Genomic DNA, 18,395 nt, shown 5'->3' on the forward strand with positions numbered 1-18,395 from the left:
TCCAGAATCGAGCTGGTCTCGACATGATGCACACCATAATTTTCCAGATAATGGCGCAGAATGTTGGCTGTCGCAGGATGGGCTAGGTAAGAAACCACCTGCATCTGTTCAAAGTGCGGATGCACAATTTCAATGTCTTCATCGACCACAAACATGGCGGTAAACCAGAAGGTGGAGCCTTTTTCGGTCGGAGCGCGTTCCTGATTGTCTTCAAAGCCGATTTGCCCTTGCATCAAATGCACCAGCTGTTTGGAAATGGCCAAACCTAAGCCTGTACCGCCAAACTGACGCGTCACCGAAGCATCGCCTTGCGAGAAGGATTCAAACAGTTTTTTCCGGTCTGTACCACTCAGGCCAATACCACTGTCCTGCACGCTAAAGTGCAACAGGCATTGTCCGATATCATCATGTTCCATCCGGGCGCGGACAATAATTTCACCATCGGGGGTGAATTTGATGGCATTTGAAATCAGGTTGGTCAGAATTTGCTTGAAGCGCAGTGCATCGCCAACGACTTGGGTTGGCACATTATCGGCATAATAAAATGCCATATCGATATGTTTCTGTGCGGCCAAAGGCGAGAGCATGTCCATGACATCGAAAATGGCTTCTTCCAGATCAAAGGGTGCGGTTTCCAGTTCCAGTTTGCCGGCATCAATCTTGGAAAAATCCAGTACATCGTTAATCAAAGCCAGCAAATGCGCAGATGATTTACGAATGGTTTGTAAATACAAGCTTTGCTCGTTGCTCAAATTACCTTGGCGCAGCAATAAATGAATAAAGCCATCAATACTGTTCAGCGGAGTCCGCAATTCATGACTGATATTGGCCAAGAACACCGACTTGGACTGGTTGGCTGAAATGGCCTGGTCACGGGCTTGGCGATAGGTAATGTTTTGAACTTCCAGAGTATCTAGAGTACGGCGTAAATCATCTTCAGTCTGTTCGGTATGTTCTTTTAGTTCTAAAAAGCTGAAGTGCAGGCGTTTCACCACATTGGCAATATCGCGCTGTAGCAGTCGTAATTCACCGGTACTATTAATCACCATGTGCTGATCTAGGGTGTCAGCATTCAGGCGTTGTAACTGCATCCGGATTTCATACATTGGTGCAATCCAGCGCCGTGAATAGAAATTCAGGCACAGTAACAGTAGTAATAAGGTCAACAGACCGGTTGCAATCAGTACAATCATGACCCGGTAATGAGCAATTTCTAAAGGCTGGTTATCCAGTTCAATCACCAGCCATGCAGGTATAGATGAATGCTCGTTAATCTTCAGGGCATAAACATTATTTTTATTAAACAGAATAGGCCCGACAAAAGATGTTTTAGCATTAATTACAGGCCATGGATCTTGATCCTGAAAGCCGATACTTAGGCGGTTGCGGCCTTTTAGGTCGATAATGGCAGCTCGAATTAAATGCTTTTCATTCAGCATGACCTGTAAGGTGTTACGGGCCTGATCATACTGCCAGGGATAACGATTTAAAAGATCAACCGCAGCTTCGGCGGTAAGCTGATAACGGGCTGCAATGGCAATGGCCATTTGACGCTGCTGTGCACGTGAGGCATTCGAAGTTTCGGATAAAACCAGTAATGCTCCCACACATGCCAAAACCATAATGGGGACAAAAATCATGGCGATGAGTTGTCCATAAGCATGATTTAAATGTAAACGCTTAAATAACTTTTTATTGATATTTGACATGGTTAAAGCAGTTAATTCCCTATGCACCGCAGTTTAGCACGCTTTATAAAAAATCGGCTGTGCTTTAATCACTTTCAATAAAAAGCCTGCTAAATGGGTGCAGGAGGAAGCATTTTTTCATACAATAGGGGCACCTCGATATAGGTGCAAATAATGAGTAATACCACCCCTGATTTTCAAGCAGACGAATTTTTGTTAGACCACTATGTAGGTAAAACGCCTCTGGTGCGTTTACAACGTCTGGCAAGTCACACTCAAGCAACAGTATTGGCTAAACTTGAAGGAAACAATCCTGCAGGTTCGGTAAAAGACCGCCCAGCGTATAACATGATTATGCAAGCTGAAAAACGCGGGCAAATCAAGCCAGGCGATACATTGATTGAAGCGACCAGCGGAAATACAGGGATTGCCTTAGCCATGGTTGCTGCTATGCGTGGCTATAAAATGAAACTCATTATGCCTGCAGGTTCAAGTCAGGAACGTAAAGATGCCATGCGCGCTTACGGTGCTGAGCTGATCGAGTCGGAAAATATGGAACAGGCGCGTGATATGGCGCTGCAAATGGAAAAAGAAGGGAAAGGACTGGTCTTGAACCAGTTTGGTAACCCGGACAACGTAGAAGCTCATTACTTGACCACTGGTCCAGAAATCTGGCAGCAAACCGGCGGTAAGATTACCCATTTCGTCAGTTCCATGGGAACCACCGGTACGATTATGGGTATTTCCAAATATCTAAAAGAACAAAATCCGGATATTCAGATTGTTGGTTTACAACCTTCTGAAGGTTCAAATATTGCCGGTATCCGTCGTTGGCCGCAAGAATATTTGCCGACCATTTTTGATCCGAAAAGCGTTGACCGGATTATGGATATTCCGCAAATTGAAGCGGAAAAAACTGCACGTCAATTGGCACGCAAAGAAGGCATCAGTGCGGGGACTTCATCGGGTGGTGCTGTTTGGGCATCGATCAAACTCGCTGAAGAAAATCCGGGTGCGGTGATTGTCTGCATCATCTGTGACCGTGGTGACCGTTATCTGTCTACCGGTTTATTCTCTGTAGTAGACCCTGAATAATTAAAAACTGTGAGATGAAATGCGCTTACCTGTCTTGATTTTTGATATAGAAACTCTGACTGACTTGAAGTCAGGTGCGCATTTATATCATCTGGATTTACCCGAAGCAGATCTGGAGCAGGCACTGACAAAATTGCGCCGTCAGGAATCGGGCATGGATTTTCAGCGTTTGCCACTGCATGAAATTGTTTGTATTTCTGGGCTATGGATTGATGAAAACGGGGCGATGAAACTATTTTCATTTAGCCGCGAACAGTATAACGAAGCGGAAATTTTAACTCGATTCCTGTCCATTTTTGACAAGCGTCATCCGACCCTAGTCAGCTGGAATGGTTCACAGTTTGATTTGCCGGTGATTCTGTTCCGTGCCATGTATCATGGCCTGTCTGCACCCAGTTTGTTTGATCAGGGCGAAATTAATCAGCAAAAGCGCTATAATAATTACCAGAACCGCTACCATCAGCGTCATGTCGATTTAATGGATGTCATGGCCATGTTTAATGGCCGTCACTTCCAGAAGCTGGATGATGTTGCGCACTTACTCGGCTTTCCGGGCAAACGTGGTGATGGCGCTTACCATGTTCCGGAATATGTCCGTTCGCAACAGTGGTCACAGTTGACCAGCTACTGTGAAGGTGATGTGTTGAACACCTGGCTGATCTATTTACGCTGGTTATTGCTCAAGGGGCAATTGCTGACTGAAGATCACCGTTACTGGATTCAAGCCACCATTCAGTATTTACAGCATCAACCGCAACACGCAAATTTTCTTCAGGTATGGCGTGAAAATTCACAACATACCGAATTTACAGCTACAGATTTTCTCTCCCACACTCTAGGTATTCATGAAACATAGACCCAAACCACGTCCAGCTCAGCATCCGATTTACACTTTTCAGGTTGAGTCACTTTCACATGAAGGACGGGGGATAGCACACTATGGATCACATCCTGATCATCCGAGTGACAAGCAAGGTAAAAAAGTGTTTATTCGCTATGCCTTGCCTGGAGAGACCGTCAAAGCGAAAATTACCAATGTGGTCAAACGCCTGGAAGAAGCGGATTGCTTGGAGGTGCTGAGTGAAGCCTCGCATTTGCGTGTTCAACCGCCATGCCCGCATTTCGGTATTTGTGGTGGCTGCAATATGCAGCATATCCAGCAAGATGAACAGATTCGCTTAAAACAAGATGTCTTAAAGTCACATTTAGAACATTTTGCCGGAATTCAACCTGAGCAATGGCTGGAACCCTTACGTTCAGAGCGTGAGGATTACCGTCGTAAAGCCCGGATTGGGGTGCGTTATATTCCTGGAAAAGACAAGCTGGTTATCGGTTTTCGAGAGCATCAAAGCAATAAACTGACCTCGATTGACCGCTGTATGGTGCTGGATCGGGAGTTTGGCTCCATCACTGCACTGAAACAGTTACTCCAAAGTCTAACAGCCAAAGCCGCGATTGGTCATATAGAATTGGCCATGGGTGATCATGAGATTGCTCTGGTGGTGCGTCATACTGAAAAATTATCTGTAGATGATGTCAACCGATTAAAACAGTTTGCGTTAAACAAAGAGTGGCAATTGTATTTGCAGCCAGCAGGTGCAGACAGTTTGCATCGTGTGGACGATCCGACAGCTGCCATGCGTTTGCATTATGCACTGGATGAATTTAAGGTGGAGTTTGGTTTTAATCCGCTGGATTTTACCCAGGTCAATTCCACCATTAATCCGCAAATGGTGAAGCTGGCATGTGATTTGCTTCAATTGCAGAAAGGGGAGCGTGTGCTCGACCTGTTTTGTGGTTTAGGTAATTTTTCTTTACCGCTGGCTCGCTGTGTCGGTGAAAGCGGAAAAGTGATTGCGGTGGAAGGAAGTGAAGAAATGGTTCAACGTGGGGCAGAAAATGCTGAAAAAAACCACATGACTCAGGTTGAATTTTATTCACAAGATTTAACAAAAGACTTTTCGCATCATTCTTGGGCAAATCAGGGATTTGATGCATTATTGATTGATCCTCCACGCTCCGGGGCGGAGGAAGTAATGTATTATGTGCCCAAATTTGGTGCAAAAAGAATCGTTTATGTATCATGTAATCCTGCAACACTGGCGCGAGATGCGGGTGTGCTGGCGAAACATGGTTATCGATTAAAAAAGGCTGGGGTAATGGATATGTTCACTCATACTGGACATGTTGAATCTATTGCCTTATTCGAAAAATACAACGAAATAAACGATTTATAATATGAAGTGTAAAAAAGTAGGAGTAGGGTATGGTCACAGTACGTGAGCAACTTCCTGGACGTCTCAATGAGCTGTCAGAGGAAGCGACTGTAGAACATGCCGAACAAGCTCGACATGATTTGGCTGAATGGTTAAATCGGGTTCGTGGCATATTAGATGATACGGCGCTAAAACAACTCGAAGATGTTGCGCATTTAACTTTACAGAAAGAATTGCAAACCACGGTTAATCATCGCTCGAATACCTTTTATACCGGTATTGAAATGGCCGATATTTTGGCACATCTGCATGTCGATGAAGCGACCTTGTCTGCCGCAATGCTGTACCGGAGTGTGCGTGAAGGCGTAATGACACTGGAAGAAGTACAGGAACATTTTGGTGAGCAAGTCTATGGCCTGGTGCAAGGCACACTGGCGATGGGTAAGCTTTCCGAGCTGATTGAAAAAAACAAACGTCTGGAAGATCATTTTAATAATAACCAGCGCGAGCATTTAAGCGGCATTTACAAAATGCTGATTGCTGTGACCGAAGATGTCCGCGTGGTGCTGATCAAGCTGGCAGAACGTACCTATGCCTTGCGTGAGCTGACCAAAGCGTCCCGCGAGCGTCAGGAACGGGTGGCACGTGAAATTCTCACCATTTATTCCCCTTTGGCCCATCGTTTAGGGATTGCTCAGCTTAAATGGGAGCTGGAAGATCTGGCTTTCCGGTATCTGGCCCCAGAACGCTATAAAGAAATTGCCTCGCTACTCAATGAAAAGCGTCTTGAGCGCGAGCAGTATATTCAGTTCGTGATTGATAAGCTGAAAAGTGAATTGGGCAGCTACGGGATTGAAGCCGAAATTACCGGACGGGTGAAGCACATTTATTCGATTTATCGGAAAATGAAAAGCAAGGACCTGAGCTTTGACCAGCTTTACGATATTCGTGCAGTGCGGGTATTGGTAAAAAGCGTGCCGGAATGCTATCACTCTTTAGGCATAGTGCATCAAATCTGGCGTCATATTCCGCATCAGTTTGATGATTACATTACCAATCCTAAAGCCAATGGTTACCGTTCATTGCATACGGCGGTCATTGCCGAGAACAAGTCGCTGGAAGTGCAAATCCGTACCATGGATATGCATGAAGAAGCTGAGCTTGGGGTATGTTCGCACTTCAACTATAAGGAAGGCGCAAAAAATACCGATCATTCCTTCAATCATCGTTTGCATTCATTGCGCGCCGTACTGGAACATTATCAGGAACGTAATGATGCCAGCGCGCATAAATCAGAGGATGAAACCGAGAATTTTGAACAGATTCAAGATTTTGAAGGCTTTGAAAAGATTTATGTATTTAGCCGTGATGGGGATATTAAAGAATTACCACGCGGTTCAACGGTGTTGGACTTTGCCTATCATGTGCATACCGAAGTAGGTAACAAGTGTTATGCGGCACGGGTCAACCAGCGTTATGTACCGTTAACTTATACTTTAAAGACCGGTGAGCAGGTTGAAATTCTGACCAAGAAAGATCGCGAGCCGAATCGTGACTGGTTAGTGAATTCACTCGGTTATATTAAAACCGCCCGAGCGCGCGATAAGTTACGTCACTGGTTTAGACAGCAAGACCGCAGTAAAAACCTGGAAGTGGGCCGTGAAATTCTAAACAAAGAACTTTCACGCCTGGCAATTCATCCCAAAAGTATTGATTTGAATGACTATTGCAATCATTTCAATGTCAAGTTGGGTGAAGATATTCTGATTGGTCTGGTGAATGGTGATATCAGCCTGCATGCCTTAATTAATCAGGTTAATCGCCATATGCATATCGGTCAGGATGAACCTGAGCTGGTGCTGAAACCGACTTTAAATCCGCGTGCCAGCCATACATTGTCTGCACACGGGATTTTAATTGACGGTTTGGATAACGTGGAATTGCATATTGCACAATGTTGTCAGCCGGTGCATGGCGAGTCGATTGGCGGATATATTACCTTGAATCGTGGTGTCAGCATTCATAAGGTGACCTGTCCGGATTATGTGCGCATGATTTCTCACGAACCTGAACGTGCCGTCGAAGCGGACTGGGAAATGCAGCCGACTCGTGGTCAAAGCGTGCAAATTGTGGTGGAAGCGTATGACCGCCGTGGTCTGCTGAAAGATCTGACTCAGGTGATTTTCTCCGATCAGATCAATATCCGTCAGGTCAATACCATTTCCGAATCGGATGGTATTGCCAATATGAAACTGTTGATTGAGGTCAAAGGTCTGGCGCAATTGTCCCGTTTACTGGCGCGTTTGGAGCAGCAACCGGGCATTATCAGTGCGCGTCGTTTGGTGCAAGGCAATTAATCTTACATGGCTCTGATAGAGTAAAAACCAGCAACACAGGTTGCTGGTTTTTTTATGTCTGGTCAGTTTTTTAAATGTTTTTAAATAAAATACACAATGAAATCAAAAATATAAATTTAAATAATTAATATTATACAAGATACTTTTTGTGTAATTTTTATTACAAATGCTATAATCCGGCAAATTAAAATAGCCTCGAGCTAAAATATTTTAGGGTATGGAAAATTACGGCAATGCTTCAAATTAATGTGTCACAACTGTGCATGAGTCGTGCCGATGAAACAGTCCCCGCCCTAGAACAGATTCCTGCTATGCAGCGGCGGCGACTGTCGGGCATTGCGAAACTGGCATTAAGCAGTGCCATTCAATCTCTGAATTCCGAATCGGTAGATTATATTGTCTGGGCATCGCAATATGGTGATGAACATAAGACCTTAAAAATTTTGGCCGATGTGCTGCAAGATCAAACCCCGTCACCCACCCAGTTTTCGACTTCAGTGCATAATGCCATTGCCGGGCTGTATTCGATTTTATGTCAGGATGCTACCCCTTCGACCAGTCTGGCGGCATCGTGGAGTGAAGCGCTGATTGAAGCCTATGCCTGGTTAAAGACCTGTGCTCAGCCAAATGCACGTGTGCTGGTGGTTTATTATGATGAAGCTTTACCTGAAATTTATAAGGAAGCTGCATCTTTCAATGCCTTTGCCATGTCGGCAATGGTGAGCCTTGAAGCGCCGAATCTGCAACTGGATATGCATGCATTACCCCATCATCGTGATAAATATATCGATGCACAGAATTTTTATGATTTTTGGCAGCAATCTGAACAGAGTCTTGAGTATTCTCAAACTCAGGTATGGCAAAAATGTTAAAGCGCGATCGGATTAAACAAAAAGCCAACTATCTGTGGCGTGTGGGTGCAACCGGTTTTAGTTTCGCCAGTTTCGGCATTGGTGGCGTGGCGATTGGTGGGCTGGTTGCGCCATTGGTGAATCTGTCTACCCAGAATCCAGGTTTACGACAGCAGCGCACTCAAAAAGTAATTAAGCATAGTTTCAAGGGCTTTACCGAAATGATGGTCAAGCTTGGAATTATGACCTATGACATTGAAGGTTTGGAAAAATTACAGCACAGTAAGCAGGAACTGGTGATTGCCAACCATCCGACTTTGGTGGATGTGGTGGTGCTGATTGGGTTAATGGAGCAGGCCAATTGTGTAGTGAAGCAAGCACTATGGTCCAATCCTTTTACCAAAGGTCCGGTGCAAAATGCTGGTTATATTTTAAATGCCGGTTCTGAACAGTTTATTCAGGACTGTGTAGAAAAATTAAAGACTGATCAGGCGGCGTCCTTGTTGATTTTTCCTGAGGGGACACGTACCGCAAAAGGTGAACTGTTAAATGAATTTCAGCGCGGTGCGGCGAACATTGCGATTCGTGCCAATGTGCCGATTCGTCCGGTACTGATCACCTGTACGCCTTCAACTTTAACCAAAAATGAAAAGTGGTATCACGTTCCTTCACAGCCGTTTCATATTCATGTGAAGGTGCTAGATGCCATTCAAGTCGATGATCTTCTGGATGATGCCACGGTCAGTCCGAAAAATGTGCGTCATCTGAACCATCAATTACAACAATTTTTTAACCAAGAGTTATCTGAAAAATGAGCAATCTTGCTGATGAATTAAAGCAAATGATTATTGATGTACTGGCCCTTGAGGACATCAGCATAGATGATATTGAAACCGAAGCCCCTTTATTTGGTGATGGCTTGGGTCTAGATTCCATTGATGCCTTGGAACTTGGCTTGGCGCTAAAAAAACGTTACAACATTCACTTGAATGCTGAATCGGCAGAAACTAAGCAACATTTTAAATCAATTCAAAGCCTGGTGGCTTTGGTTGAAGCACAGCAAAAGGCGTAAGAGGTTGGGATGTTAACTCAGGAACAAGTGCTCGAAAAATTAAGAGAATGGATGGAAGATCTGTTCGAAATTACCCCTGAAGATGTTCAGCTAGATGCGAATTTGGCGAATGATCTGGATGTAGACAGTATTGATGCGATTGATCTTGTGGTCAAAATTAAAGAACTGACCGGTAAGCAGGTCAATCCTGAAGACTTTAAAAATGTCCGTACAGTGCAAGATGTCGTCACTGTGATTCAGAATATGTCTGCTGCATGAAATGGCTCTTGAAAGGGATAGTGGCAATCGGACTGATTCTCTATCCCTTTTTAGTGGGCTATAGTTTAGCGTATGGTCAATATATCTGGGTCAGTAGTCTGCTGATTATCCTGGGATTATTACGTCTGTTCAGTAAGGGCAATGCCTTGCTGTGGCCTTTAACCGGATTTGCGATTTTGTGTGGCAGCTTAAGCCTGATTTTAAAAGATCATGCCTGGCTAAAGCTGTATCCGGTGTTTATGAGTGTCGGTGCGCTGGTGATTTTTGCCTCGACTTTAGTTAAGCCGCCTTCCATGATTGAGCGTTTTGCCCGTCTGGCAGAACCGAACTTACCCGAAGCCGGGGTAATCTGGACCCGTAAAGTCACCATGGTGTGGTGTGTTTTCTTTGTGCTGAATGCGCTGATTGCCTTGGCAACGGTACTGTTTGCGCCAATGCAGGTTTGGATGCTGTATAACGGTTTTATTTCCTATGTACTGATGGGACTGTTACTGCTGGGCGAATTTATCTTGCGTAAGCGCCAGCAGCGCTTAAATCAACTTCAGGAATAAAACAGATTGTTATGTTGTGTCATTTTCAAAATCATCTTCATTCACTGAAACCGCTGTGTATTCAGCCTGATTTAAGCCAGATCCGTTTTCAGGATTTCTGGCAGGATGTGATCCAACAAAGCCATGCCATTGAGTCACTTGCGCAGGACAGCTGGGCACTCTGGGAAGCGGATAGTTACCAGTTTTTAGTGCTATTATTTGCTGCACTTTTAGCTCAAAAACAGGTGCTGTTGCCGCCGCATCGGGTCAGCGATTTAGAAAAAGAACTGGCAGAACAGAATATTTATTTTTTACAGCGTCAGCCTGTAGCTTCTATACAAAATCAAAAGATTGAACTAAATCTGGATGATGCCTTTTTAAATCAGGCCCAACTCTTTTTTTATACTTCCGGTTCTACCGGTCAGCCAAAGAAAATTCCGCGCAGCTTGCATCAGTTACTCAATGAAGTGCAGGGACTAGATGCCAGTTTTCAGTTGCCGGAGCAGGCGATTGCCATTGCAACCGTCAGTCATCAGCATATTTATGGCCTGCTATTTAAGTTGCTCTGGCCATTGGCAAGCGGTCGCTTTTTTTATCAGGCACAGCTGGCTTTCCCTGAAGATGTCGCCGATATCCAAAAAAAATTAACTGCTTTAAAGCTTCAGAATTATGTGATTTCCAGTCCGGCTTTATTAAAACGCTGGACCCGTGATGTGCTGTTGCAAGATTGCCTGACGGTTTATTCATCCGGCGGGAAATTAGAGTCAGGAATTCGGCCATATCTGAACCGCCCCATTACCGAAGTGTTTGGCAGTTCGGAAACCGGTGGGATTGCACATCGACAACAGGATGATGCCTTGTGGACACCGTTTGCCAATGTGGATATACAGGCAGCTGAGCAACAGGAACTGCAAGTCAGAACCAATCATGCCTTTAGTGAAGACTGGATTTTTACGGGTGATAAAGTTGAAGTGATAGAACCCGGCAATTTAAAAAGTTCGTTCCGTTTGTTGGGACGCTTGGACCGGATTGTCAAACTGGAAGAAAAGCGCTTAAGTCTGGATGCGATTGAGCAAAAAATTATCGAGCTGGATGACATTGCGCAATGCCATGTGCTGATTCTAGAGCGGGAACATCGTCAGATTTTAGCCTGTGTTGCTGTACTGTCCGATCAGGCAAGAGTACAGTTAAAGCAGAGTTCTAAAGCGCAGTTTGTGGCAGCTATAAAAGCGCAGTTAAAATCCAGGCTGGAAAGCATAGCCATTCCAAGACAGTGGCGTTTTTTGACACAATTACCGCAAAATGCGCAATCTAAGCTGAATAAACAATACATGAAATCCTTATTTCAACCTATGTTGCTACCTATAGTACTGGAACAACAGAATGAGCCAGATCAGGCGCTCTATCGTCTGGAGTTTTCTCCTGAGCTGGAATGCTTTAAAGGGCATTTTCCCAGCCAGCCCATTTTCCCGGGTGTGGGGCAAATCGGTTTTATTCAGCATTTTGCCCGCCAGAACTGGGCACAACTTGAATGGTGCAATGGTTTTGAACAGCTCAAATTTCAGGATTTAATTCAGCCTTATATGGTGCTGCAATTGAAAATGTCGAGAAAATTGCACAAAGTCAGTTTTGAACTTACCCATGCAGAGCAGACCTTGGCCTCTGGACGCTTGTTATTTCATACACCAAACGATCCGATTTAAAGGTAAATGTAGATGCAGCAATGTTTTGTCATTCCAGTTTATAATCATCCTCATCATATTGAGGCTTTGGTGACTCATTTGAACCAGTTTCAAATGCCCATCATTCTGGTCAATGATGGCAGTGATGCCGCATGTACTCAGCTTTTACATACGATTGCCGCAGAAAATTCATGGGTCGAACTGGTTGAACATGACCATAACCAGGGTAAAGGTCAGGCGGTGATGACCGGTTTACGCCATGCTTATGCCTTGGGTTTTAGTCATGCCTTGCAGCTTGATTCTGATGGTCAGCATGACTGGCAAGATGTAGCAAAATTCCTGCAAATTTCCCAACAAAACCCGGAAGCGATGGTTATCGGGCAGCCGGTATTTGATGAATCGGTTCCTAAAAAACGCCTCTATGGCCGTTATGCCACGCATATCTGGGTGTGGATCAACAGCCTGTCCTTTGATATTAAAGACAGCATGTGCGGCTTCCGGGTTTATCCGCTTGCCAGTACCATTCAGGTGCTGGATTCTGCAAAATTTCAGCCGCGTATGGGTTTTGACAGTGAAATTCTGGTGCGCTTAAAGTGGGCCAATGTTCCCTTTATCAACGTACCGACCAAAGTGATTTACCCAGAAGATGGCATTTCGCACTTCAATGTATGGCGTGACAATATTGGGATGAGTCAGGCACATTTACGCCTGTTTGGCGGCATGCTGATTCGTCTGCCTAAATTGCTGTCAAAGAAAGTAAAAGGTTGATGGCGTGACTGAGCTAAAGAAAACCCAGTGGAATGAGATTAAAGAACGCGGCGGCATGACCTCATTGAGTCTGGTGCTGGCGTTTTACCGTCTGGGTGGCCGTTGGTTATGTCGGGTACTGATGTATTTTATTATTTTATGGTACTGGCTGTTTGCGACAGTGGCACGTCAGGCTTCGCTGCAATATTTAACCCGCTTACACCATTTTGCAGGCAGCCATTCGCCGTTTCCGCATCCTCCCAGTCTGGCGCATAGCTATCAGCATTTTATGCAGTTTGGTGAATGTATTCTGGATAAAATTGAGGGTTGGCTGGGTAAAATTCAGGAGCAGCAGCTGGTTTTACATGGGCATGAGCATTTCCGCGCGCATTATCAAAAAGGCACTGTGATTGTAGTATCGCATTTCGGCAATATAGAATTGCTGCGGGCGATCAAGTCAGACCATCCGCAAAAAATTAATGTGTTGGTCTACCAAAAGCATGCCACCAAATTTAACCAGTTCCTGAAAAAACTGAATGATCATGCCGATGTCAATCTGGTTTCAGTGGATGAGCTGGGTATTGAAACCGCAATGATCCTGCAAGACAAACTTGATCAGGGGGAATGGGTCATTGTCGCGGCAGATCGTGTGCCGGTGCAGTCAGATCGGGTACAGCCGATTTCATTTTTAGGTGAAGAAGCCAACTGGCCGCAAGGGGCATGGATTTTAGCCAGTTTGCTGAAAGTGCCGGTATTGGCCGTGTTTTGTTATCGAGTTGAGAATCAATTTGAAGTACATATTCATGCCATCGCTGAAAAACTGAATTTCCCTCGAAATAACCGTCTGCAGGCGATGCAAAATACTACCCGTCAATATGTGGCATTACTGGAGCAGCACTGTATGCGTGCGCCATATCAATGGTTTAATTTTTATAATTTCTGGAACAAATAATAATGCAAGTGTTAGTTGTTGGGGAAACATCACTTTCGATTGAAGATGTGGTGGCGGTTGCGCGTCAGGAAAAATCGGTGGCTTTGCCTATCAGTGCTGAATGGCGTGAATTAATTCAGCGCGGTGCAGATTTTCTGGATCAGCTGTTACAGGATGAAGGCGTGATTTATGGCGTCACCACCGGTTATGGAGATTCCTGTCTAGTGGAAATTCCCGCGCATCAGGTCAATGAACTGCCTTTGCATTTATCCCGTTTTCATGGCTGTGGCCTCGGTCAAAATCTAGATTTAATCACAGCACGTGCGGTGCTGGTGACACGCTTATGTTCTCTGGCGCGCGGCTATTCCGGTGTTTCGCATGCTTTGCTGCAACGTCTGGTGTGGATGCTGAATGAAAATGTGATTCCGGTGATTCCATCGGAAGGTTCAGTCGGTGCCAGTGGTGATTTAACGCCATTGTCCTATATCGCAGGGGCTTTGGTCGGTGAGCGTGATGTTTATTTTCAAGGTCAGATTGTTCCGGTCAGTCAGGTTTATGCTGAAAAAAATATGCAGGCTTTGGTGCTGCGTCCTAAAGAAGGTCTGGCACTGATGAACGGCACCGCAGTGATGACAGCCATTGCCTGTCTCAACTATAAAAAAGCCGAACAGATCAGTTTAGCCAGTACCTGCATTACCGCACTGAATGTATTGGCTTTGGAAGGTAATCCAAGTCATTTCGATGAAGTGCTGTTTGCACAAAAACCGCATCCAGGTCAGCAAAATATTGCTGCACAACTGCGTCACTGGCTGAACAGTGAAGTACAAACCGAACATCAGAGTTCACGCCTGCAGGACCGTTATTCCTTGCGCTGCGCACCGCATATTATTGGCGTGTTTGAAGATTCTAAACCCTGGTTACGCCAGTTTATTGAAAATGAACTGAACTCGAGTAATGACAATCCGCTGATTGATCCGGTGAATTTACGCGTGTTGCATGGTGGTCATTTCTATGGCGGGCATATTGCTCAAGCCATGGACAGCCTGAAAATAATGATTGCTAATATTGCCGATTTAATGGATCGTCAATTTGCGCAACTGGTGGACTATAAAATGAATAACGGTTTGCCGCGTAACTTGACCGGTGCAACCGATGACCGCCTGCCATTGAATCATGGTTTTAAAGCGGTACAGATTGGCGTGTCGGCATGGACAGCGGAAGCGTTGAAACAGACGCTTTCGGCTTCGATTTTCTCGCGCTCGACCGAATGTCATAACCAGGACAAGGTCAGTATGGGGACTATTGCGGCACGTGATGCCAGTCGGGTGATTGTCCTGACTGAACAGGTGATCGCGGCACTGTGCTGTGCCAGTGTGCAAGCGGTGAACTTAAAAGGTTTAGATGGCAAGTTAACTGAAGTTTTGACTGCATTTAAAGCGTGGGTCTTGCAGACATTTGATTACGTTGTGGAAGATCGACCATTGCAACAGGAGTTGCAACAGCTGGTAGATCGTCTGGAAAATTTAGAATTGTTAAGTAGTGAACTCGTTTGCTAAACGTGATGGGAAACAGACTATGCATGCCGATGTGATTATAGAAGTGCCATTTCATGATGTGGATACCATGGACGTGGTCTGGCATGGGCATTATTTGAAATATTTTGAAATTGCGCGCTGTAAGTTGCTGGATCAGTTTGATTATAACTATAAGCAGATGCGTGATTCCGGCTATGCATGGCCTGTGATTGAAAGTCATGTGCGTTATGCGCATGGCATTCTGTTTCAACAAAAAATTCGGGTGCGTGCCATTTTAAAAGAATGGGAAAACCGCCTGAAAATTGAATATCAAATTTTTGATGTGGAAAGTGGAAAAAGACTGACCAAAGGCTATACCACACAAGTGGCGGTGCAAATCGAAAACCGGGAAATGTGTTTCCAGTCACCGCAAATTTTATTGCAGCGTTTAAACGCCTGGTCTGAGTTTAAGCCGGAGTAAAGCAGATGACATCTCTCAATCTACCACGTGCAGTCTGGCTATTTTTAGCGAGTTTGCTGTGTCTCACATTCATGTTGCCGCAACCGGTGCATGCGCAAAATCCGCAGCTCAGACAAATCTTTGGGCAGCTTTCCGCAACTGCTACCGTACGTGCCAATTTTGACCAGCAAAAAAAACTGGCATCCATGAACAAAACTTTTGTTTCTAAAGGCACGGTATTATTTTCCAAATCGCAAGGGGTGATTTGGAAAATTCAAACGCCGGTCAAGGCCGACCTGATTGTGACGCCGCGTAAACTGGTGCAAAAAACCCAGCGCACGCATAGTCAGATTGAAATTGATAAATCACCGTATGGTTCGGTGGCGACCATGTTCTTGCAGCTGATGTCGGGCAATGAAACGGCTTTAGCCAAGAACTTCAATATTGTTTCGGCAAGTTATACCCCGGCGCAGTGGAATGTGATTTTAACCCCGAAAAGCAGTTTATTTAAAAAATTATTTGTCCGGGTTGATGCGCAAGGGCAGCGTTATGTCGATCGTATTGTGTTGCAGGAAAAAGCCAATAACAGCACCACCATTCGCTTTAGCCAACAAACCACTCAACCCCAAACCTTAACGGCTGAGGAAAATGCACTTTTCCAACTGGCAAAATAAATTTACGGCGCTGTGGCTGATTGTACTGAGCGTGATTGCCATTGCGCTGGGTACGGCTTGGCTGAAAAAAGATATTCATATTCAAACCAATATCTTTGCCTTGTTGCCTGAATCGATCCATGAGCCACGGCTGGAACGGGCACAGCAATATGTCAGTCAGCAACTGAATGATAAAGTCTTTGTGGTATTGAATGCTAAAGATGATGCTGCCTTGGCCAAAGCTACAACCACCTTTCAACAAAAAGTGGCACAAAGTGATTTGTGGCAGCCCTTAAATGCTCAAGTAGATAGTGACCAGTTCGCGCAGCTATTATATCAACATCGTGCAGGTTTATTGACCGCCGATGATCAAAAGCTGCTGGAACAACACGATTATACCTCCCTGACTGAACAGGGCTTATTGCAAATCATGAGTCCGGGCATTCCCATTACGGCAGAGCTATTACAACAAGATCCGCTGCTGTTATTTCCACGTTATGCCATGGGCTTATCCAGTTTACAGAGCAATTCAGATATTACTTTGGAACAGGGTTTTGCTACTATTCGGGATGAGCAGGGAATTTCACGGCTAGTGGTCCTTGAACTCAAAAATAGTCCTTACAATATTGATTACCAGGAAAAAACGGCGGTCTGGATTAAGCAGCTAGACCAGCAACTGCAACAGATGCAGGTTGAGCCGCATTGGACAGGTACGTTATTGTTTGCCCAATTCGGTACGACTTCGGCTGAAAAAGAAATCTCCACCATTGGTCTGGGTTCAACCTTGGGTATTTTCTTTTTAGTGCTGTTCGGTTTCCGCTCGATTCGCCCCATGCTGACTGAAATGATTGCCGTGGGAACCGGTTGTCTGGTGGCCTTTGCCATCACCCATTGGGTCTTTGGTGAAATTCACCTGATGACCTTGGTGTTTGGCGCCAGTCTGGTCGGGGTTTGCGTCGATTTCTCTTTTTACTTTATGGCGATGCAATCGCAGCATCGACAGATCAACGGTTTTGCGGTACTCAAACCGCTGTTACCGAGCCTGTTTATGGGCTTAATGACCACTCTGGTCGCGTATATTTTCTTGAGCTTTACCCCATTTCCGGGCTTTAAGCAGATTGCTGTTTTCTCGATGGTCGGTCTTGCTGCCGCATGGGTCACCAGTGTTTTATTGCTGCCACGATTACCGGCCTTAAATGCCGAACCTGCAATTCGAACCCTCAGTTTTATCGGTAAAGCACGCGCGGTCATCCAGAGCAAAAAAGCTCTGCGTTATGGCTTAATTGCAGTGCTTACTGTAGTCACCGGCAGCAGTTTAATGTTGCTGCAAAGCAATGATGACGTACACAATTTACAAAGTATGGATCAGAAGCTGAAGCAGGAAGATCAATACGTGCGTGAACGTTTTATGCAGCAACAAAGCAGCGAATATTTTGTGGTGCATGGCAACACCGCGGCAGAGCTTGAGCAAAATGAACAGCAATTGCTGCAAAAACTGCAACTGTTACAAAGCGAAAAGACCCTGGATACTTTTCAGGCTTTAGGACAATGGTCGCCATCACTCGCACAGCAGCAACATAATATTGAGTTATTGCAGGGCATACCAGCTAGTGCCTTACAGGATTATGCCGCAGCGATGCAACTGAATCCGGCACAGGTCTTGGCTTGGCAGAAGCAACTTTCCGAGCAGCCATTACTCAGCCCTGCTGAAATGAAAAAGCATCCCTTGGCATTTTTACAAATGAGTCCGACCGAGCGACTGGTGCTGCTGCAAAATGTACATGATGTGAAGGCTTTAGAGCAACTGAATAGCTCGGAAGTACAATTATTGCGTCCAGTCGATCAGATGTCTGAACTGTTTAAACAGCATCGTATTCAGGCACAGTGGTTACTGGTGTCTGCCTTAATCACTCTGGCGATCAGCTTGGGTCTGATTTATGGCATCAAGTCCATTTTACCTTTGGTATTGCCGGTGACGCTGGCCTTAATGACCACATTTGCGATTCAGGCCTGGCTGGGTGTGGAAATTAATTTATTCAGCATTATGGGCACCTTCCTGATTATCGGGATTGGGGTGGACTATGCCATTTTCTACCGCCACGGACATGATCATCCGCAAGTGGTAGGGATGGCGCTATTCCTTTGTATGATGTCAACCTTATTAGGTTTCGGGTTATTATCTTTTAGCCACACCTATGCCATTCATTGCTTTGGTTTGACAGTATTACTTGGGGTGATTTTTTCATTTATTTACGCAACCTTGTTTACATCTTCCGATGCCAAACATGTGGTGCTTCAACAATATCAGCCAAAGAGCTGAGAAACTATAAGGTACAGTGCA

General features: G+C 45.1%; 17 protein-coding genes. 16 read left to right on the forward strand and 1 reads right to left on the reverse strand.

Going from position 1 to position 18,395, the window contains the following annotated elements:
* The coding region (locus B2Y23_RS11780) for an ATP-binding protein (protein ID WP_291370975.1) at window positions 1–1,709 on the reverse strand (1,709 nt) is incomplete at its 3' end.
* Between the two features lie 153 nt (window positions 1,710–1,862).
* Between B2Y23_RS11780 and cysM the strand changes: the two genes are divergently transcribed.
* From cysM to B2Y23_RS11860, 16 genes are all read left to right on the forward strand, one after another.
* Window positions 1,863–2,783 carry a cysteine synthase CysM gene (gene cysM, locus B2Y23_RS11785; RefSeq protein ID WP_291370977.1) on the forward strand — a complete coding sequence of 307 codons (921 nt, stop codon included), beginning with the start codon at window positions 1,863–1,865 and terminating at the stop codon, window positions 2,781–2,783.
* A gap of 19 nt (window positions 2,784–2,802) precedes the next feature.
* Entirely contained in the window at window positions 2,803–3,639 is an 837-nt protein-coding gene (locus B2Y23_RS11790; RefSeq protein ID WP_291370979.1) for a 3'-5' exonuclease, read from the forward strand.
* Window positions 3,629–5,020: a 23S rRNA (uracil(1939)-C(5))-methyltransferase RlmD gene (gene rlmD, locus B2Y23_RS11795; RefSeq protein WP_291370981.1), complete on the forward strand. Its 1,392-nt coding sequence runs from the start codon at window positions 3,629–3,631 to the stop codon at window positions 5,018–5,020. The genes B2Y23_RS11790 and rlmD overlap by 11 nt, the downstream gene beginning before the upstream one ends.
* A 29-nt stretch (window positions 5,021–5,049) precedes the next feature.
* Complete coding sequence (locus B2Y23_RS11800; protein ID WP_291370983.1) at window positions 5,050–7,356, forward strand: RelA/SpoT family protein; 2,307 nt, start codon at window positions 5,050–5,052, stop codon at window positions 7,354–7,356.
* 233 nt (window positions 7,357–7,589) lie between these two features.
* The gene (locus B2Y23_RS11805; RefSeq protein WP_291370985.1) at window positions 7,590–8,228 is read left to right on the forward strand and encodes a beta-ketoacyl synthase chain length factor; all 639 of its coding nucleotides are present in this window, start codon (window positions 7,590–7,592) and stop codon (window positions 8,226–8,228) included.
* Window positions 8,213–9,022 carry a lysophospholipid acyltransferase family protein gene (locus tag B2Y23_RS11810; protein WP_291370987.1) on the forward strand — a complete coding sequence of 270 codons (810 nt, stop codon included), beginning with the start codon at window positions 8,213–8,215 and terminating at the stop codon, window positions 9,020–9,022. Before B2Y23_RS11805 ends, B2Y23_RS11810 begins: the two co-directional genes overlap by 16 nt.
* On the forward strand, window positions 9,019–9,279 hold the full coding sequence (locus B2Y23_RS11815; protein WP_067722984.1) for a phosphopantetheine-binding protein: 261 nt from the start codon (window positions 9,019–9,021) through the stop codon (window positions 9,277–9,279). The genes B2Y23_RS11810 and B2Y23_RS11815 overlap by 4 nt, the downstream gene beginning before the upstream one ends.
* Before the next feature lie 9 nt (window positions 9,280–9,288).
* Window positions 9,289–9,537 (forward strand): acyl carrier protein, encoded by a 249-nt coding sequence (locus B2Y23_RS11820; protein WP_131216725.1) that lies wholly within the window; start codon window positions 9,289–9,291, stop codon window positions 9,535–9,537.
* Window positions 9,534–10,088, forward strand: coding sequence for a Clp protease (locus B2Y23_RS11825; RefSeq protein ID WP_291357080.1), 555 nt, complete (start codon window positions 9,534–9,536; stop codon window positions 10,086–10,088). Before B2Y23_RS11820 ends, B2Y23_RS11825 begins: the two co-directional genes overlap by 4 nt.
* Window positions 10,089–10,099: 11 nt before the next feature.
* Window positions 10,100–11,770, forward strand: coding sequence for an AMP-binding protein (locus B2Y23_RS11830; RefSeq protein WP_291370989.1), 1,671 nt, complete (start codon window positions 10,100–10,102; stop codon window positions 11,768–11,770).
* Window positions 11,771–11,782: 12 nt separating this feature from the next.
* Window positions 11,783–12,517: a glycosyltransferase family 2 protein gene (locus B2Y23_RS11835; protein ID WP_291357084.1), complete on the forward strand. Its 735-nt coding sequence runs from the start codon at window positions 11,783–11,785 to the stop codon at window positions 12,515–12,517.
* 55 nt (window positions 12,518–12,572) lie between these two features.
* The gene (locus B2Y23_RS11840) at window positions 12,573–13,448 is read left to right on the forward strand and encodes an acyltransferase (protein ID WP_291357223.1); all 876 of its coding nucleotides are present in this window, start codon (window positions 12,573–12,575) and stop codon (window positions 13,446–13,448) included.
* Between the two features lie 2 nt (window positions 13,449–13,450).
* Window positions 13,451–14,983 (forward strand): HAL/PAL/TAL family ammonia-lyase, encoded by a 1,533-nt coding sequence (locus B2Y23_RS11845; protein ID WP_291357086.1) that lies wholly within the window; start codon window positions 13,451–13,453, stop codon window positions 14,981–14,983.
* A 19-nt stretch (window positions 14,984–15,002) separates the two neighbouring features.
* Window positions 15,003–15,422: an acyl-CoA thioesterase gene (locus B2Y23_RS11850; protein ID WP_291357088.1), complete on the forward strand. Its 420-nt coding sequence runs from the start codon at window positions 15,003–15,005 to the stop codon at window positions 15,420–15,422.
* A gap of 5 nt (window positions 15,423–15,427) precedes the next feature.
* On the forward strand, window positions 15,428–16,075 hold the full coding sequence (locus tag B2Y23_RS11855) for a LolA family protein (RefSeq protein ID WP_291370991.1): 648 nt from the start codon (window positions 15,428–15,430) through the stop codon (window positions 16,073–16,075).
* Window positions 16,050–18,374, forward strand: a complete 2,325-nt coding sequence (locus B2Y23_RS11860) for an MMPL family transporter (protein ID WP_291370993.1) — start codon at window positions 16,050–16,052, stop codon at window positions 18,372–18,374. The genes B2Y23_RS11855 and B2Y23_RS11860 overlap by 26 nt, the downstream gene beginning before the upstream one ends.
* Window positions 18,375–18,395 lie beyond the last annotated feature (21 nt).

Origin of the sequence: Acinetobacter sp. UBA5934 (assembly GCF_002430855.1) — a bacterium.
Lineage (GTDB): Bacteria > Pseudomonadota > Gammaproteobacteria > Pseudomonadales > Moraxellaceae > Acinetobacter.

What these genes read in the sequence shown, in the direction of transcription:
- cysM (WP_291370977.1), top strand. Translation starts at nt 1,863, where the DNA reads ATGAGTAATACCACCCCTGATTTTCAAGCAGACGAATTTTTGTTAGAC.
- B2Y23_RS11790 (WP_291370979.1), top strand. Translation starts at nt 2,803, where the DNA reads ATGCGCTTACCTGTCTTGATTTTTGATATAGAAACTCTGACTGACTTG.
- rlmD (WP_291370981.1), top strand. Translation starts at nt 3,629, where the DNA reads ATGAAACATAGACCCAAACCACGTCCAGCTCAGCATCCGATTTACACT.
- B2Y23_RS11800 (WP_291370983.1), top strand. Translation starts at nt 5,050, where the DNA reads ATGGTCACAGTACGTGAGCAACTTCCTGGACGTCTCAATGAGCTGTCA.
- B2Y23_RS11805 (WP_291370985.1), top strand. Translation starts at nt 7,590, where the DNA reads ATGCTTCAAATTAATGTGTCACAACTGTGCATGAGTCGTGCCGATGAA.
- B2Y23_RS11810 (WP_291370987.1), top strand. Translation starts at nt 8,213, where the DNA reads ATGGCAAAAATGTTAAAGCGCGATCGGATTAAACAAAAAGCCAACTAT.
- B2Y23_RS11815 (WP_067722984.1), top strand. Translation starts at nt 9,019, where the DNA reads ATGAGCAATCTTGCTGATGAATTAAAGCAAATGATTATTGATGTACTG.
- B2Y23_RS11820 (WP_131216725.1), top strand. Translation starts at nt 9,289, where the DNA reads ATGTTAACTCAGGAACAAGTGCTCGAAAAATTAAGAGAATGGATGGAA.
- B2Y23_RS11825 (WP_291357080.1), top strand. Translation starts at nt 9,534, where the DNA reads ATGAAATGGCTCTTGAAAGGGATAGTGGCAATCGGACTGATTCTCTAT.
- B2Y23_RS11830 (WP_291370989.1), top strand. Translation starts at nt 10,100, where the DNA reads ATGTTGTGTCATTTTCAAAATCATCTTCATTCACTGAAACCGCTGTGT.
- B2Y23_RS11835 (WP_291357084.1), top strand. Translation starts at nt 11,783, where the DNA reads ATGCAGCAATGTTTTGTCATTCCAGTTTATAATCATCCTCATCATATT.
- B2Y23_RS11840 (WP_291357223.1), top strand. Translation starts at nt 12,573, where the DNA reads ATGACCTCATTGAGTCTGGTGCTGGCGTTTTACCGTCTGGGTGGCCGT.
- B2Y23_RS11845 (WP_291357086.1), top strand. Translation starts at nt 13,451, where the DNA reads ATGCAAGTGTTAGTTGTTGGGGAAACATCACTTTCGATTGAAGATGTG.
- B2Y23_RS11850 (WP_291357088.1), top strand. Translation starts at nt 15,003, where the DNA reads ATGCATGCCGATGTGATTATAGAAGTGCCATTTCATGATGTGGATACC.
- B2Y23_RS11855 (WP_291370991.1), top strand. Translation starts at nt 15,428, where the DNA reads ATGACATCTCTCAATCTACCACGTGCAGTCTGGCTATTTTTAGCGAGT.
- B2Y23_RS11860 (WP_291370993.1), top strand. Translation starts at nt 16,050, where the DNA reads ATGCACTTTTCCAACTGGCAAAATAAATTTACGGCGCTGTGGCTGATT.